The sequence below is a fragment of the Nitrospirota bacterium genome (assembly GCA_016235245.1).
GTDB lineage: Bacteria > Nitrospirota > Thermodesulfovibrionia > Thermodesulfovibrionales > UBA6898 > UBA6898.
In genome coordinates this window covers 100,785-117,692 of sequence record JACRLO010000004.1, presented here as the reverse complement: position 1 = coordinate 117,692, position 16,908 = coordinate 100,785, and the positions used below count along the sequence as shown (strand labels likewise).

The 16,908-nt window shown below is 48.0% G+C and carries 14 protein-coding genes; 3 read left to right on the top strand and 11 right to left on the bottom strand.

The window, feature by feature from the left end; genetic code table 11:
- Positions 1 to 3: 3 nt before the first annotated feature.
- The 10 genes from HZB31_01965 to HZB31_01920 form a co-directional block, all read right to left on the bottom strand.
- Positions 4 to 1,203 (bottom strand): aminotransferase class I/II-fold pyridoxal phosphate-dependent enzyme, encoded by a 1,200-nt coding sequence (locus HZB31_01965; protein MBI5846716.1) that lies wholly within the window; start codon positions 1,201 to 1,203, stop codon positions 4 to 6.
- The gene (locus tag HZB31_01960; protein ID MBI5846715.1) at positions 1,194 to 2,156 is read right to left on the bottom strand and encodes an NAD(P)-dependent oxidoreductase; all 963 of its coding nucleotides are present in this window, start codon (positions 2,154 to 2,156) and stop codon (positions 1,194 to 1,196) included. Before HZB31_01960 ends, HZB31_01965 begins: the two co-directional genes overlap by 10 nt.
- Positions 2,157 to 2,214: 58 nt before the next feature.
- Positions 2,215 to 2,568 (bottom strand): response regulator, encoded by a 354-nt coding sequence (locus tag HZB31_01955; GenBank protein ID MBI5846714.1) that lies wholly within the window; start codon positions 2,566 to 2,568, stop codon positions 2,215 to 2,217.
- A 44-nt stretch (positions 2,569 to 2,612) separates the two neighbouring features.
- On the bottom strand, positions 2,613 to 3,998 hold the full coding sequence (locus HZB31_01950) for a sigma-54-dependent Fis family transcriptional regulator (protein MBI5846713.1): 1,386 nt from the start codon (positions 3,996 to 3,998) through the stop codon (positions 2,613 to 2,615).
- A 2-nt stretch (positions 3,999 to 4,000) separates the two neighbouring features.
- Complete coding sequence (locus HZB31_01945) at positions 4,001 to 5,449, bottom strand: HAMP domain-containing protein (GenBank protein MBI5846712.1); 1,449 nt, start codon at positions 5,447 to 5,449, stop codon at positions 4,001 to 4,003.
- Positions 5,450 to 5,525: 76 nt separating this feature from the next.
- Positions 5,526 to 6,611 (bottom strand): c-type cytochrome biogenesis protein CcsB, encoded by a 1,086-nt coding sequence (ccsB, locus tag HZB31_01940; protein MBI5846711.1) that lies wholly within the window; start codon positions 6,609 to 6,611, stop codon positions 5,526 to 5,528.
- Between the two features lies 1 nt (position 6,612).
- The gene (locus HZB31_01935; GenBank protein MBI5846710.1) at positions 6,613 to 8,055 is read right to left on the bottom strand and encodes a cytochrome c biogenesis protein ResB; all 1,443 of its coding nucleotides are present in this window, start codon (positions 8,053 to 8,055) and stop codon (positions 6,613 to 6,615) included.
- A 226-nt stretch (positions 8,056 to 8,281) separates the two neighbouring features.
- Positions 8,282 to 9,064, bottom strand: coding sequence for a DUF922 domain-containing protein (locus HZB31_01930; GenBank protein ID MBI5846709.1), 783 nt, complete (start codon positions 9,062 to 9,064; stop codon positions 8,282 to 8,284).
- A gap of 136 nt (positions 9,065 to 9,200) precedes the next feature.
- Complete coding sequence (locus HZB31_01925) at positions 9,201 to 9,449, bottom strand: hypothetical protein (protein ID MBI5846708.1); 249 nt, start codon at positions 9,447 to 9,449, stop codon at positions 9,201 to 9,203.
- Positions 9,450 to 9,585: 136 nt separating this feature from the next.
- Entirely contained in the window at positions 9,586 to 10,929 is a 1,344-nt protein-coding gene (locus HZB31_01920; protein ID MBI5846707.1) for an alginate export family protein, read from the bottom strand.
- Between the two features lie 532 nt (positions 10,930 to 11,461).
- Between HZB31_01920 and HZB31_01915 the strand changes: the two genes are divergently transcribed.
- From HZB31_01915 to HZB31_01905, 3 genes are all read left to right on the top strand, one after another.
- Positions 11,462 to 12,754 carry a tetratricopeptide repeat protein gene (locus HZB31_01915; protein ID MBI5846706.1) on the top strand — a complete coding sequence of 431 codons (1,293 nt, stop codon included), beginning with the start codon at positions 11,462 to 11,464 and terminating at the stop codon, positions 12,752 to 12,754.
- The gene (locus tag HZB31_01910) at positions 12,755 to 13,672 is read left to right on the top strand and encodes a FecR domain-containing protein (protein ID MBI5846705.1); all 918 of its coding nucleotides are present in this window, start codon (positions 12,755 to 12,757) and stop codon (positions 13,670 to 13,672) included.
- Positions 13,673 to 13,826: 154 nt separating this feature from the next.
- A complete protein-coding gene (locus tag HZB31_01905) occupies positions 13,827 to 15,815 on the top strand; it encodes an adenylate/guanylate cyclase domain-containing protein (protein ID MBI5846704.1) in 1,989 nt (662 codons plus the stop codon).
- Between the two features lie 50 nt (positions 15,816 to 15,865).
- On the opposite strand, the gene HZB31_01900 is transcribed toward HZB31_01905, so the two are convergent.
- The gene (locus tag HZB31_01900; GenBank protein MBI5846703.1) at positions 15,866 to 16,867 is read right to left on the bottom strand and encodes a DUF362 domain-containing protein; all 1,002 of its coding nucleotides are present in this window, start codon (positions 16,865 to 16,867) and stop codon (positions 15,866 to 15,868) included.
- Positions 16,868 to 16,908 lie beyond the last annotated feature (41 nt).

The window sequence follows — 16,908 nt, the reverse complement described above, 5'->3', positions numbered from 1 at the left end:
GAATCAGTCGATCAGTTCGAGGGCCTTTCCGACCTTCTCAAAGGCGGCCAACACCCTGTCGAGCTGTTCCTCGGTATGGGTCGCCATATAGCTTGTCCTGATGAGGGCCTGACCTTCCGGCACGGCAGGGCTGATGGCGACATTTACAAATACTCCCTCGTCCTGAAGCATCATCGCGGCCTTGAAGGCTATCTCATTTTCACCGACAATGACCGGTATGATCGGCGTCTCGCTCGGGCCTATCTCGAATCCGAGATCACGGAATCCTTTCAGCATCTTATGCGTGTTCTTCCAGAGCTGGTCGATCCTCTCAGGCTCGTTTTCGATAATATCGAGCGCAGCGCTTACCGCAGCCACTGAAGCAGGCGGAGGGCTTGCACTGAATATAAGTGCACGGGAAAAATGCTTGATGTAATGGATCACCTCTGCTGATCCTGCAATAAAGCCGCCGATGGATGCAAGGGACTTGCTGTACGTCCCCATGATGAGATCGACATCCTTCTCAAGACCAAAATGCTCGGCAGTGCCTCTGCCGGTCTTGCCGAGCACGCCAACGCCATGTGCGTCGTCCACCATAAGCCGTGCGCCGTAAGCTTTTGCAAGCTCAACGACTTTCGGCAGGTTGACGATGTCTCCTTCCATGCTGAATACGCCGTCAACAATAATGATTTTTCTCTTGTCAGCGTTTTCCTGGAGCACCCGCTCAAGGTCTGCCATGTCATTGTGCCGATACTTCTTTACGCCGCCGTACGTAAGCCTGCAGCCGTCGATAATGCTTGCATGGTCCATTTTGTCAATGATAACGAGGTCGTTCTTCCCGACCAGCGCAGATATTACACCGAGATTAACCTGGAATCCTGTTGAAAAGACAAGGGCCGCCTCTTTTCTGATAAAGCGGGCGAGTTTCTCCTCAAGCTGCACATGGATATCGAGCGTTCCGTTTAGGAAGCGGGAACCTGCACAGCCGGAGCCGTATTTCCGCACTGCCTCGATACAGGCCTCTTTCACTTTCGGATGGTTCGTCAACCCGAGATAATTGTTCGACCCCACCATGATCATCTTCCTGCCCTTAATTACCACCTCAGGGTCCTGTGCGCTCTCAATCACTCTGAAATAGGGATAAAGGCCGACCGCCATGAGTTCTTTTGCTCTGGTAAATTTAAAGCATTTTTCAAAGAGGTCAGTATTTTTTTCTATAGCCATTTTTCTTTCCTGTACCATTCTGCTGTTTTTTTAAACCCCTCCCCAAGGGGTATCTCTGTATGAAACCCGAGTTCCTTCATTGCCTTTGCCGGATCACAAGTCCAGTGTGGATGGCGGATCTCCTGAATTTTGTCAGGGTTAATTATACCTTTTTTCTGGATTTTTTGAAGCACAACGGCAAGGGCAGGCAGGATAGACCTCGGCAGCCTCAGGCGGAATGCCTTTCTGCCGAGGGTCTTGGACATCTCTGTTAAAATATCGTCATTCGTATATATTCTGTTGTCCGCAAGATAATAGACCTTACCCGCAGCCTCTTTATTTTCTGCTGCCAGGATCATTCCCCGCACAAGGTCTTCCACATAAATGAGAGAATACGACGATTTCCCCCAGTCCGGAAACAGCCTGTTCTGCACTGCCCTGAAACCAAGAAAAAAATCAGTGTCCCGGGGGCCGTACACCGCAGGGGGCCGGACAATAGTGACCGGCAGCATCCCTTTGCAGGAGAACACTGCCTTTTCGCCTTCCAGCTTGCTTTTGCCGTAGACCGAAACAGGAGAGGAAGGAGAATCTTCGTTCAGGGGCCTGCTTTCAATACTCGGACCGGCGGCGGCAAGACTGCTGACATGCAGGAATCTTTTCAGGGCCGGGGTCACTTCAGCTGCGGCAGCGATGAGTTTTTTTGTGCATTCTGCGTTGGCATAAAAAAAATCTCCTGCCGAATCTGCCTTGGTGAGTCCGGCCAGATGAAAGATATAATCAAACGCACCCAGTTTCTTCGCATAGGAATCCGTATCATCAAGATCTGCCTGCAGATACTGCAGTCTGAGATGTCCCAACCATTTGAGATTTGAGGTTCTTCTGACCAGGCAGGTAACGTCATAGCCTTTCGCGCTGAGAGCTTCAACAAGGAAACTGCCGATAAATCCTGTTGCACCGGTAACAAGAGCTTTCATGGTCCCAAAACCGGCAAGAGGTCAGAATTAAGACAGGGGGCAGCTGAAAAGTAGCCTGTCACTGCTCCAGGCACTTCTTCAGGGTATTATTCAACTCGTCAAGTTTAAAGGGTTTCTTCAGTGTGCAGATTCCTTTGGCGCTGAACTCATCCTCAAGTTCGCTGGTGATGAAGGCTGAGCAGACAATGATCCTTGGTCTCTGCTGGGCATTTTCGAGCTGTCTGATGAGCTCCACGCCTCCTCCCTCAGGCATGCGCAGATCTACAAAAAGCAGGTCTATCTTTTCCGTCCTGAGCTTTTCCGCAGCCTCAGTAATGTTCGCTGCGGTCATGACATCGTAGCCGCTCTTTTTAAGCGCACGGTCAAGAAACCATCGCACAAGCTGCTCATCGTCAACAACAAGAACGTTCATCGCGATATCTTAATACATCTCATGGATTAAATAAAGACAGACCTTCAGGGTTTTTCCTGCAGGAAGCCGAACTTCTGCATCCTGTATCTGAGGGCATCTCTGGTGAGATTCAGCAGTCGGGCAGCCTTTGTCTGATTATATTTCGTCTGTTCAAGGGCCTGCCTGATAAGCTCTTTTTCAACTTCCTCGATATCGAGACCTGCAGCAGGCAGCGTGATCTGTCCGGAAGAAATTTCTGCAGGGCTTTCACTCTTTGCCGAGAACTCAATCGGGAGATGTTCATGGAGGATATACTCATCATTTTCGAGTATCATTGCACGCTCAATTACGTTTTTCAGTTCCCTGACATTGCCCGGCCAGGAATAGGCAAGAAATGTCTTTTCCGTCTCCGGTGACAGACCCTTCACATTCTTCTTAAAGTCTCTGTTAAACCCGTCGACAAAGAACTGTGCGAGGAGTGGAATATCGTCAGGCCGCTCCCTAAGCGGAGGCAGGACAATAGGAATCACCTTCAGGCGGTAATACAGGTCTTCCCTGAAGTTATCCTTCTTAACCTCTTCTGATAGTTTCTTGTTGGTAGATGCGATAATCCTCAGGTCAACGATAATATCCCTGATACCGCCGATCCGTTTGAAGGTCTTGTTCTCGATGACCTTAAGGAGCTTGGCCTGAGTGCTGAGCTTCAAATCGCCTATTTCATCCAGGAAGATAGTGCCTCCGTCAGAAAGTTCAAAGAGCCCTTTCTTCAGCTGCTTTGCATCGGTAAAAGCCCCCTTTTCGAAACCAAAAAGCTCGCTCTCGATCAGCGTGTCAGGAAGGGCAGTGCAGTTTATATCCATAAAGGGTTTCGCTGCCCTGCTGCTCTCATAATGGATCACCTTTGCAATAAGGTCTTTGCCGGTACCGCTCTCTCCCTGAAGAAGAATGGTGGTAGCATCACTCTTTGCAACTTTTCTCGCAAGGTCCAGGATCTTCATCATCTGCTCTGATTTTCCGATAATATTCGCAAACCCGAACAGCTTTGATATCTGAGTCCTGAATTGCGAGACTTCTTTCCGCAGGGTCACGGTCTCAAGAGCCTTGCTGATCAGGATCTTGAGTTTTTCCATATTAAAGGGTTTCTCGACAAAATCATAGGCGCCAAGCTTAATCGTCTTGACCGCGGTCTGGATATCTCCAAATGCCGTGACCATGATCACAATCGTGTTACTGCTCTCTTTCTTTATGCTCTCGAGCACATTCAATCCGGAAATATCAGGCAGGTGAATATCAAGCAATACGATGTCAGGCTGCTCTGCATAGAAGAGATCGAGGCCTTCGAGCCCCTTTTCAGCGGTGATCACCGTATACCCTTCCTTGGAAAGGTTCTGCTCTATGGACCAGCGGAGCAGCTTTTCATCATCTATAACCAGAATCTTTGGCGTTTCCATTATTACCTCTTGCTTGGCATTATAATATGAAAGAAGTTTCCGATGCCAGGTTCGCTCTCTGCCCTGATCCTTCCGTTATGACTTTCCACGATGTTCCGGCTTACCGCAAGGCCCAATCCTGAGCCGGTATATTTTGTTGAAAATGAAGGCTTAAAAATATTGCGAATGTTCTCATCAGTCATTGCACGGGCAGTATCTGCAGATGTGATTCTGATTTCATCCTTTTCGGGGTCATACAGGGTAGAGACCGTAATCATTCCGCCCTCAGGCATATGCTGCATCTGATAGAGCAGCAGTTCAGTCAAAACCTTCTCGATCTGATCAGGGTCAACGGAAGTCTCCGGCAAGGCCCCCGGCAAGGCTGACACCTCGATACCCATAGTCGAGGCAACCATCGCAACGCTGGCGGCAGCTCTCGCCACGATATTATTAAGATCGGCAGGCACAGGGTTTATCTCCTGGGGCCGGGAAAAAATGATTAGTTCCTTCACGCACCGGTCAAGACGATCTATCTCTGAAAGGATCTCGCGGCATATCTCTTTGCGGGGGCTGTCATCGGGCAGGTCCTCTGCCATAACCTGAAGCGCTCCGCTGATGCCGGCCAGCGGGTTCTTGATCTCATGGGCAACCGTTGCAGCAACCTCTCCAATGGAAGCCATCTTTTCAAGCTGACTCATCTCGGTACTCTCATATCTCTGCACAGCCTGTGTTGTCTTTTGAAGCGCTGAAGTTATTCTGTTTACGTCGATGGCTATTTCCTCGAGTTCATCATTATCTGCATCGGAAACACGAGCGGTTAGATCGCCGTCTGCAATTCTCCTGATCTCTGCGATCGTATTTGCAAGCGGCTTCCTGATCTGACGACGAGAAATGATAACCAGGGCAAAAGAAAACAGACAAGTACTGACCAGCCAAACGGCGATGGTCCGGGCAACTACACTGGTCACGGCACTTTCCTCTTTCCCGTGCATCACCTCAAGGTCAACGATAGCTCTGATCTCGTCCCCGGCGCCATGGCATCTCTGGCAGGGCCAGTCATTTCCCATTACCATTATGCTGGAATAGACCTTGACGTCATGCGATTTATGAACAATGATGGAGTTTCCCTTGCGTGCTCTGAAAGCTCTCACATGCTGCTCATCGACCTTCTGCCCGACCTCTCCCGGAACCGTAGAACTCAAAATATTACCGCTGTCAGAAAAAACCCTCACTGCCCGGACATCCTCTGCCGCAAGACCGTCAAGAAACCGTTGAAATTCCTCCCTCGGCCGGCCCTCCAGCATGATCGATTTCAGACCATTTGTGACAACCTCGGCAAGCAAGGCAACCCGTTCCCTTTTCGCGTCGTCAACATAGCTTTGCGTTATCCCATAATTCAGCCATGAAAAAAGACCGCTCACAACAAGAAATACGAGAATAAGAGACAGGATCTGCCTTCTGTACAGGCTCACAGGACCTTCATTCCCCCTTATAAACGCAAACTCCCTGCATAGGCAGGGAGTGGTGCATACCTATTGACCGGTAGCCTTATTGTCCGCCATAACTGTGAAGGCCGGAGAGCAGGAGATTCACGCCAAGATAGGTAAATATCACCGCAATGAATCCCATCACGGCAACTGCTGCCACCTTTCTCCCCTTCCATCCTCTCATAAGGCGGCTATGGAGGAAGAAGGCATACATGAACCAGGTGATCAGCGACCAGGTCTCCTTGGGGTCCCAGGTCCAGTATTTGCCCCATGCCTGGTCAGCCCATATGGCTCCAAAGATAAGGCCACCCAAGGTGAATATCGGGAACCCGATTGCAATGCTCTTGTAGGTCAGCTCGTCGAGCATCTCGGCAGAGATATTGAAACTGCCGATGACCTTCTTGAGCAGACCGCCAAAACGCCATATCACGAAGATAAGGCCAACCGTAGCGGCATAGCTGAAAGCTGCTATAGCCGATGAATCATTTCTGAACGACGCCTTGAACAGGTAGCTCTTGATCAGTTCCTGCTTGCCCATAAAGGCAACTTTAAACGTAAGAAAATCCAGCCCCATTGCAGCAAGGGTTGCGATAAAGATGCCGAGCGTAACGGTCCAGAAAATGTATGACGCCTCTGTTTTCTGATCAGATCTGACGATGAGGTACATGAGCCCGGTGCTGAAGGAGACCGCAAAGAGCGAATAAGAGATGAAGCTCATCAATACATGCGCTAAAAGCCAGTTGGACTGGAGTGCAGGCACAAGAGGCTGGATGTTCTTTGACATTCCTGAAAGATCGATAAACGCAAGGGCCAGGGCTGCAACAGGCGTGATGAACGCGCCGAAGCTCCTATTTTTGTATTTGAACTCGATTACCAGATAAACAAGGATAAGGCACCAGACAAAGAATATGAGAGATTCATAGAGGTTGGTAAGAGGCACGGCACGGAGCCATCCCATCTGGCCAATCTCGGCAAACTCCGCCCACCGGAGCATAAGAGCCAGCGTCTGAGAAACAAAACCGACAATCGTGATCGTCGTCGCCACCATACCAATACCGCTCTTTCTGAATGCAAGGTAGCTGATATAAAGCATCATGGCAATAAAATATGTCATGGTAGCAAAACCAAAAAAGAACGAACTCTTCATTTTACTTTCCCCCTTTGTGCTCGGACTGGAGCATGGTAACCAACTTTTCTACTTTTCTTTCCAGGGTTGTCCTGTTCCTGTTTGCAGAGGCGCCAATAATGACCCTCATACTGTTTTTTTCCTCAGTCAGGCAAACCCAAACTCTCCTGTGGCTCATGAAGAATGTCATGTACAGTCCAATCGCCATGATAATACAGCCAAGATAGACAATGCCCACCCCAGGGTCTTTCCTTACCTGCATGCCGGTGTACTGAACACCCCAGAGGTCAAGAAACTCGACACGGTTGCCGTCGGGCAGATCCCATGTCTTTGGAAGACGCTTCAGAAGCCAGCCTGAATATTTCTGAACTCCCTTGTCAAAAAAATCCACATAGATCGCCGGGTTTACCATCTGCTCCGCAAACGTAAAAGCCTTGCCGCTCTCGTCAAAAGAGAGCGCAGGACTGAAATCGCGCACATGACCCTCAATAGTTGTTCCGGGTATGGTAAACGTGCCGCCGACCTTGAGGTTCACCTGTTCAGACTTCCCGTCCTTTGAAGACGCCTTCAGGACCAGAATTCCTCTGCCGAAACCATCCGGGTGCATGCCAAAGCTCGACTGGTAGAAGGTCACTCCGTCGAACTTGAGCGGGTCATTCACCACAATAGCTTTTTTCATGACCTCCTGACCGTTCTTCATTACCGAGAGCCAGCTCTTGTATGACTTGGGCATTTCCGAGTTCGGATAATATTCAACCTCAAAATTATCACAGCGCAGGTCAAAGCCAAGAGGCACCGCTACACCTCGGTCCCGGTATGCGACCGACGAGGTCTCTCCCTCTGGAAGATTCAAAAACGCATTGTAGCCAAAGAAAATACCGAGGATCGCTCCGGCAAGTATTATCAGAATGCTTAGATGAACAATATAAACGCCAAGACGCGTGTAATTGCCGTGTTCTGCATAGAACTGGACCGTCTCGCCCTCTGCAGACTCCGCAGGTTTAAACCCCAGACTGCTCATCTCAGAGACAATCTTTTCTTTTATCCCCGCAGGTTTACCCTTGAGCGTCACTGAGCTTTTTACCGACATCTTCTCGATATAGTCAACGGGCACAGGACGTATTTTTTCCTGAACCAGCTTCCAGACTCTGGGCAGCCGGTCAAGAGAGCAAATAATCAGGTTTACGGAAAAGAGAAGAAGAAAGGCGAGAAACCACCAGGAGTGATACATATCCGTAAATCCGAGGGCATCAAGAACACTCAGTACGCTGTGGCCGGCATCGTGATCAAGACCAAACATCTTTGAAAGCACCTTGATGTTCTTCTCGGGATCAGCCTGTTGCTCAATAATCGTGCCGACAATTGACGTTAAAGAGATGAGAGCAAAGATAACTACTGCGGTCTTGACCGATGCAAAGATATCCCAGATCACATCGAATATGTTTTTCTTCTTTTTTTCTGTCATGTAATACATTCTCCTGTAAATATAATTTTATATTTTAGTATTTTTCCCTGAAAAATACACAAAATTCGAGGTTGCAGGGCAATTCGGCACGACTGGTAAAATACCCCGGCTTTATGAATAAAATATGAATGTCGGCTTTTGAAGGGTTTCGGAAGGTAGCGTTTCCCGTTTACCATGCAGAGGAGGCCAATGGCAAGGGACAACATGGCCTCGCTGCTTTCACAGCCTACAGGCTTTGAAAAAAGGCATTGCGCAGCTCCGGTTTTCTTCCGTGGTCAGTAAGATTATCGTATTCGTCATTCTTCTGTTTTATCTTCCGCATACTAGCATGCGCCACGGCTTCAACCTTAGATTCAATGGCGCCCTTTACCATGGCCTCTGGATTTTCATCAGCCTGATTGGGCAGCGTCAGCTCTCTGATCTCCGAGATCCCAGAAATGACCTCCTGCCTGAAGCGCGGCTCCTGGACGATCCTTACATGGTCATGCTCGTGCTCGGCAAGCTGCCGCATAAAATTCTCCCATTCGCTGAATTCATGTACTTCAAACCGATTTTCATCCGCAAGCACCGGCAGGGTAACCGTGATGTCAGATCTAAAGGCAATATTGTGAATCTGCACTGAAACGCAGATACCATCACCTTCAAATTGATAGCTGAAATCCAGATCATATGACAGTCCGAAATTCCATCGCGTCTGTCCCGCATAATGCCTGCCTTCACGCGAATCAAAAGGACCGACTCTGTCGGTTGCAGCCATGGCTTCATGGATCGTTTTTCCGGAAACCTCATAGAATTCATAGGCAACGTCATCCCTGAAATTGAGCCTGACATTGTTGCTCCTGCTCTGCTGCTTAGGGTATTGCGGACGGTCCCTTTTCTTAGTGCCAAAGGGATTATCCGTAACGATCAGGGTCCCTTCTTCATCAAAATACCGGAAGACTTCCGCGTGCGCAGTCTGGCTGATTATAAGAATTAAAAGGGCAATGAGGAACGACTTCGGTATCTTCATGACCGACAGACCAGGGACAGAGAAAACTGAGTCAGACAACACAACAGATACAAGAATTGCTCACCGCAATCACCCGATATTTGAATTAGCGGGCTTCGTAGCATATCCGTACTATCAGGATAGTTCCGCGCAATGCTCAGATCTCCACCTTGCCGCCTATAATCTGACCTGCAACCGCTACAATCAAAAAAAGTGGAATATACCCATAGTCGAGGTGGAAATAAAGTCTTGCAAAGGCAACGAGGGGTATAGGCAGGTGGATGCAGAGGAACCACTTAAAGGAATATTTCTTCTCTCTGGCCCTGAAATATCCGAAGAAAAGATTCAGCACGAAGGTAATAATACAAATCGTAACTACAGCCGTCAGGCGCGACGAAACATTCATCTTGAAAAATACCTTAAATCAGACATGCAGGTCAAGACATCACCAAATAGCCGTGTAAAAGGTCAGCAGGAAACGAAAAAGGCCCCGATTTCTCGGGGCCTTTTTCCGTGCTGCCTAAAACACCTAACTTCTGGTTTTAGAAGTTAAGGGTAAGAACGTTGTTAAGGACGGTGGTGTTCTTCTTCACAACACCAAAAGCCTCATGGTAGAAATCGCCCGTGATCAGATGACCAAGGTTGATTGCATAGGTAAGGTTCTTTGCGACCTGATAGGTAACAGATGCATCAAGCTCTGTTCCGATATTCTTCGAAACGCCGGTATGCACTTTGTTAGCCCTGAGGAAATATACATCAAAGTTTGTCTTCAGCTCTTTTGTTGCCTGATAGTCAAGTCCAAGGTTGTACACAGTTGTGTTGGCAATACCTGAACCGACGTTGTTGTTAGCACCGGAAAGAGTCTGACCGTTTGCTGCAGTTGCTGCTCTGTAGTCATACACGAAGGTGTAATGCTGAATTCCGCCTACCAGTGTCTGGAAAGCCTCATTCTTGGTGGTATCTGACTTGTCGCCGCTGCCATAAGCAAACATACCCCTAAGGTTCAGGGCATTCATCTTGTAGTTACCGCCGAGCATAACGCCAAGACCATTGAAGTTAGCCTTTGATGCACCTGCAAAAGCGCTGCCGAACTGGAAGTCAACTTCAGCCTTGTAACCGAAGTTTCCTGCAGTGCCGTTAGCATGAATTGCAAGGTTCTGGAACTTAAGATCAACATCTGACTCGTTGATGTAGGTGTAGTTCATGCCCAGGGTGTGGGTAGGAGCAAGCTTGTAGGTGAAAAGACCTACATAAGCATCAAGGTCATTGGTGTTCTGGTTGTTACCCGTTGTGCTGCCGGCAACACCTGATTCTGAAGCCTTGATGGTAAGAAGGCCGATATGGAGTTCCTTGGTAGGATCCATGAAGAATACGATAGCATCGTCACCATACTGGGTGTTGTCAAAGAACATGCCCTCGCTGAGCTTAAGAGGCATATGACCGATCTTGAGGCCTGAACCAAAGCCGAAGAGGCCTGTGCCCTTGTACAGGATCCATGACTGAGCAATGTTCATTGAGCCGGGCTTGTTGTTCAGGTTGCCCCATGCATAGATATCCTGATTGGCTGCATTGGTTGTTTCAAGAGACAGGAAGCCCTGAACGTTCGGAGCTACCTGAGCGTCAACATTGAGCCTGACCCTCTGGTCATAGCTAGCCTTTGAATTGGAATCCTGAGGATTCTTGCCCGTAGCGGCGCCAAAATAAGCACCAAGGTTGTCATAATACCAGCCTCTGACCCTGATCTCTCCACCAATGGCGACCTGGGTGCTGCCCTTTGCTACAACTGCCTGGGTCTCTGCGGGGATTTCAGCGTGGATTGCAAACGCTGATGCCGCAAAGCTCAGTACGAACAGTACTGCTGCGATTACTGCAAATGTTTTCTTCACTTCCTACCTCCTTAAGGTAGTTCAGTATTCTATCCGCCAAGGGCGGATTTGCTACGCTAACTCTTGCATCAAAATACATTTTAGCCCCTCAAGTCACCTCCTTATACAGAAGATTCTGTTTTCTTTGCTATTTATTTACAGAAAACAGTTTTGATGAACTTTTTTTCATATTCTGATGATGCTATAAATTAAAGCATTACTTGCTATCATAGGTCAAGCAGAAATGCTCACGGCTATAAAGTCTCTGGCCAAGTTTTATGCAATATATATACCAGCCATAATTCATTGTAAATAATAGAAATTATAGATATCTCCAGGCGGTTAAGTGTGTCTATTCTGCAACGCAGTGTTGAATCGACAGGTTCTTTCTCATTAATTGAGCCAAAAGGAGACCCGCCGGAGAAGCAGACGTCTATGCATGCCGGAAGAACAACATTTAATAAAGACAATAAAATGAAAAAAAACAGATTAAAACTGGGTGCTTGACAAAAAACCGCAACCACTTAATAATTACAGTCAAAGGGGGTATTTTATGAAAATCAGATTTATCGTTGCAGTGTTAGGGTTTCTTATCTTCTCAGGCATATCGTATGCGGATGATTCCGTATACCAGAAACATATTGCCTATGGAATATCAGCCCTCGAGACGAACAATTACAAGGACGCGGCTGATGAATTCAGGGCAGCGCTGAAAGAGCATCCGGATGACCATACCGCAACACTCTATCTTGGAATAGCACAGAGTCGCGCAGGAAACAAGGAAGCCGGCTCTTCCCTGAAAAAAGCCCTCGCTTTGAACCCGAAGAACCCCCGGACGAATCTGGAACTCGGCATCTTTCATTTTAATCAGACCGCATACGGCGAGGCAAAAAATCATTTTACTGCCACAAAAAAACTGGCACCTCAAACAGAACTCTCTGATATGGCAGAGAGATATCTGAAGGCCATGGATCAGGGTGGAAGCTCAAAGCCCTGGTCACTGAGTTTGTCCTTAGGCGGCCAATATGATAATAATGTCGCAATTACTCCGGATGACAGACCGCTTCCGCTTGGAGTCTCGGACAAATCGGACTGGAGGGCGGTGGTCTATCTCAAGGGAAGATATACTTTCTTTAGCAGCAAGGACGCGGACGGCTCTGCAGGATACAGTCTGTATCAGAGTTTGCACCGCACTATGTCTGATTTTAATGTGACCCAACATCTGGTTGACCTGAAGGGTTCTTATGCACTGAATTCATCGCTGAAACTCACCGGGACGTACGCATTTGAGTATGTCTATCTGGGAGGCGACGGATTTGATTACGCCCATTCTATTTCCCCCTCACTTACTGTATTGGAAGGGAATGGACTGTCGACGGTTCTGGAATACCGTTACCAGTATAGCCATTTCATGAATACTGAGCTTTTTGCAGCAAACTCTTACAGGACCGGATCAAATAATCTGTTGGGGATAACGCAGAATATACCGCTAAGGACTTCAATTGCCGCGAAAATCGGATACGCGCACGACGAAAATAGCGCGGATAAGGAATACTGGGACTATAGCGGAGACAAGGTCTTTGCAGGGTTGACCTTCACCCTTCCCTATCGGATGTTTCTGGATCTTTACGGAGAATACTATAGCAGAGATTTTGACGGAGCCAACCCGATATCCGACTCAGGGCGGAAGGATACGAGTCGGACGGTCTCTGCATCTTTTACAAAGGCATATTCCAATCAGCTAAGCATAACCTTGGCCCAACTCTATACGAAAAACAAATCGAATATAGATGATTTTGATTATAACCGCAGCATAACAAGTCTATTTCTGAATGTGAGGTTTTAGATGAAAACAATCAGATTTACATCATTTCTGCTGATTTTCCTTTTTGTGATTGGGGCAACCGGGCTGTCTTTTGCAAAGGAGGACGCAGGCACGGTAGTTGCCGTTAAGAACAAAGCAGTCATTAAGAGAGATGGAACGGAATTCGCATCCAAGGTTAAAGACGGGATACTGTTAAGAGACACGGTTGCAACGGCAGATTCGTCTAAAATCAAGATACTCTTTACCGACGAAAGCGTCCTGACTCTCGGCGAAAAATCCATTGTCGTCGTCAAGGATTATCTCTATAGCAAAGACAAACGCGGACAGTCAATATATAACCTTATCGATGGCAAGATGAGATCAGTCGTGGGAAAAACGAGTTTTGAGGTCCATTCACCGACAGCAGTCGCAGCCGCCCGCGGGACTATCATTCTTTTCGAGACAGGTATCACCCCTGATGGCAGAAAGTTCACAAGGATCATCTGTCTCGAGGGTACGGTGGTCGTAACGAGTTCAGACCCGAAAATTGCCGGTTCGGTAACGCTTACGGCAGGGATGATGATTACGGTCATAGAGGGAGAACCATTGCCCCTTGCGGTGACAGCATCCGAAGATGAAATAAACAGATTAAGGAATGCGACAGATATCAGCGACAGCGAGATACGTTTGGAGGGGCCGATTGCCGTTCAGGTTGGCGCCGATGGGATGAAAATAGAGCCGCCGTTCAACCAGGAGCCAGTAGAACCAAGACACGGGACACCGCCACCGCCGCCACCACCGCCACCACCGCCACCGCCACCGCCACCGCCGCCGCCACCGCCACCGCCACCACCATCGACGGGGTTGCCCTATACAGGCGAGGTGCCACCGAGTTTCCCGCCCGGGTACATCTGTGAAAAGGATTGTTACAATACAGATGTTGGACGATTCAAAAAATGATGTATGACCGGTAAGCCTTATGTGCGTTTGACCGGCAGATGGATATGGATAATGTGAATCTGCACAAAAGTCTGCATTGAAGAGCCAAAGAGTGACTGTCAGAACATCAGACAGTCACTCTTTTTTTTTCGACCCTGTATAATTGAATGATATTATGAAAACTGCCCGAATACTGTATATCATTGCCATTGCTTCAACCGCAATCTTTATTGCACTGCAATGGCTTGACCCTTATGTAGTCCGCGAAAAGATTGAAAGCAAAACCTATGACCTCCGACTTATGATGCGCAATCATTTCAAAACACAATCAGCGCTCAGCAATATCGTTATTGTTGCAATTGATGACAAAAGCATAAAAGAGATAGGCAGATGGCCATGGGGAAGAGATGTACAGGCCGGACTGGTCAGTAAAATATCAGGCGGTGGTCCAAAGGTCATAGGTATAGATATCATGTATACCGAACCGGATAACATAGAGTCTGACGGGAAACTCGCGCAGGCAATCAAAGATGCCGGTAATGTTGTCCTTGCTACTCCGTTTTTTGTTACGCCGGGCAAAAGAGACAATGTGACAACAGGAGAGATTCCGGATTTTCTCTGGGATACCGCCTTTATGCAGGTAAATAGTCCCAAGTGGATAAAATGGAAGGACTTTGCAATACAGGCTGAGAGCGTTAACCCGCCGCTTGAGGCGTTAGCCAGGTCGGCAACACTCGGCAATGTCTATACCCAGCCTGATATGGATGGCGTTATCAGGTGGGAGCCTATGTATATAATGTATGGAGGTGACTGCTATCCTCAGTTTGGCCTGCAGATCGCAAGACTTGCACGTGGCATAGAAATGAAAGACATGCTCCTGTATCCCGCGTCTGCAGTAAAACTCGGCGATACTACAATTAAGACCAATCTCGAAGGCAGGGTGCTTATTAACTACGTTGGCAAAGTAAATACCTTCCATTACAAATCCGCGTCCGATGTTATCAATAACAAAATTTCATCCGGGTTCTTTAAAGACAAGATCGTCCTGATAGGAACATCGGCTCTGGCAACCTATGATCAGAAGGTCACTCCATTGTCAGCTGATCTGCCCGGAATTGAAAAAAATGCCACGGTTGTACAAAACATACTCCTTAATAATTTTCTTACGCCGAGTCCCAAGATCATTGAGGTAATCGTCATCATTTTTACCGGCATACTGCTTGGCCTGCTGGTTCCACGGCTTCGCGCGCTGAAAGGCTCTTTACTTGCCACAGGCCTTATCTTGTTCTACCTCTTCCTCAGTTTTTATTTGCTCCTGTATCACAATCTCTGGATAAATCTTCTCTACCCGGTCACTAACATGCTCGGTATATTCTCTATTCAGACTGTCGTAATGTTCGTATATGAAGAGAAGAAAGCAAAGGAGATAAGAAGGATATTCTCCAGTTACGTATCACCGAAGATCGTTGAGATCCTCATCAATGATCCTGAAGGGGCCGGCATCGGAGGCGTGCGAAGAGAAGCAACAATCCTTTTTTCTGACATACGGGGGTTTACTTCTATTTCGGAGAAATATTCACCGGAGGAGGTAGTGGCCATACTCAATGAGTATCTCGGAGAGATGACAGAAATTGTCTTTAAATGGGACGGGACCCTTGATAAGTTTATCGGTGATGCTATTTTGGCCTTTTGGGGCGCTCCGCTCATCCAGGAGAACCATGCGGAGCTTGCGGTTAAGTGTGCACTGAATATGTCGGCAAGACTTGATGAACTGCAGAAAAAATGGGAAGCTGAAGGGAAGCCGAGACTCGATATAGGGATTGGCATAAATACAGGAGAAGTTCTGGTCGGAAATATCGGTGCAGTAGGGAAAAAAATGGATTACACCGTAATAGGGGACCATGTAAATCTCGGATCGAGGATTGAGTCCCTGACCAAAAAATACCATGCCAGAATTTTAATAACAGAATACACCTTGCAGAAAATAAGAAGTTCCTTTGAAAGCGGAGCATTTGGCCATGTATCTGTCCTGGGCAAAGAGAGAGTGATCGTCAAGGGCAAGGAAAAACCTGTCGGAATTTATGAACTGACCGCTCTCGATCAAACTATTGGAGCAAAGATCGTCGAATGCCAGGACAGGGTCGTTGAACTGACAGAGAAATAGCCGCAGGCAAATGGTGACGCAGATACGCATGTTGGCACTATCCTAAAGCGTTACCCCCTCAGTAGTATTCCCTTCAGTTTTTCTGCACTGGTCCTGCTCATATCGTTATCAGTGACGAACTCGATGTCGTCAGGTCTGCGGACACCGAGACCGAGTTCAACTGCCCGTGCTATCTGCTCCTGCTCGAATATGTTTTTCTTCATGATCGAGTCATTGCTGCCAAGGTCTTTTAACACGGCAAGGCCGACCGCATCGATCGCAATGCGGTCCGTGCCTGCGATAATCAGATCCGCTCTCTTGCGCTCTCCTGATGAGGGGCCGCCGTCAACAAAGGCCTCCATGGCATCCAGCACGATCAGCGACGGCTTATATGCCTGATTTATCTCCGCGATCATCTTGCGCATGGATTTGAACGATGCATGGAGCTCTGACATATTCTCCTTGTGCGTTACGCCGACAGAAAGTTTCAGGGACATGGTAAAGACGCCGCCGTACCCGTGCGTCTTCAGGCAGCAGGTGGATACAACACATTCCGAATCTACTACAGGCTTTGCGACATCAAATCCGTCATTCCAATGGCTCTTCGCCGGCCTCACCCGCACCCACTGGCTCGCAGGCAGTTCCTCGAAGTTGATTATCCTGACGTTCTCCTTTTCACAAAGAGCATAGATTCCCTTTCCCTTCAACACCTTTGCCGTAGACCCGGGGCCGCACCGCTCACCAATCGTTATGGACTTTGCCCCCATGACCTTAAGATGTCTGATCAGATTTAGCAGCGTGTCATTATGCGTTGAGCCGGGGAAGGCATCGGCACTGTTGAAGTTTGGCTTGAGCAAGACCTCTTTGCCCCTTACAGGATTGATGTCAAGGAGCTCAAGAGACCGCTTCACTCCAGCAGCGCGGTCAGTGGTCTTTACGATCGATACCCTTGTATGAGGTTGAAGCATAGTATGAGACGATTCCTTCATGAGGGCAGTCTGCTGTTTTTCGTCCGTCACCATGGAAAGCATCATGCCTGAGGCACCGATCATGAACTCCCTTCTGTTTATCATGATACGTCTCCTTATATTTCATCCTATCATGGCCCCGGATA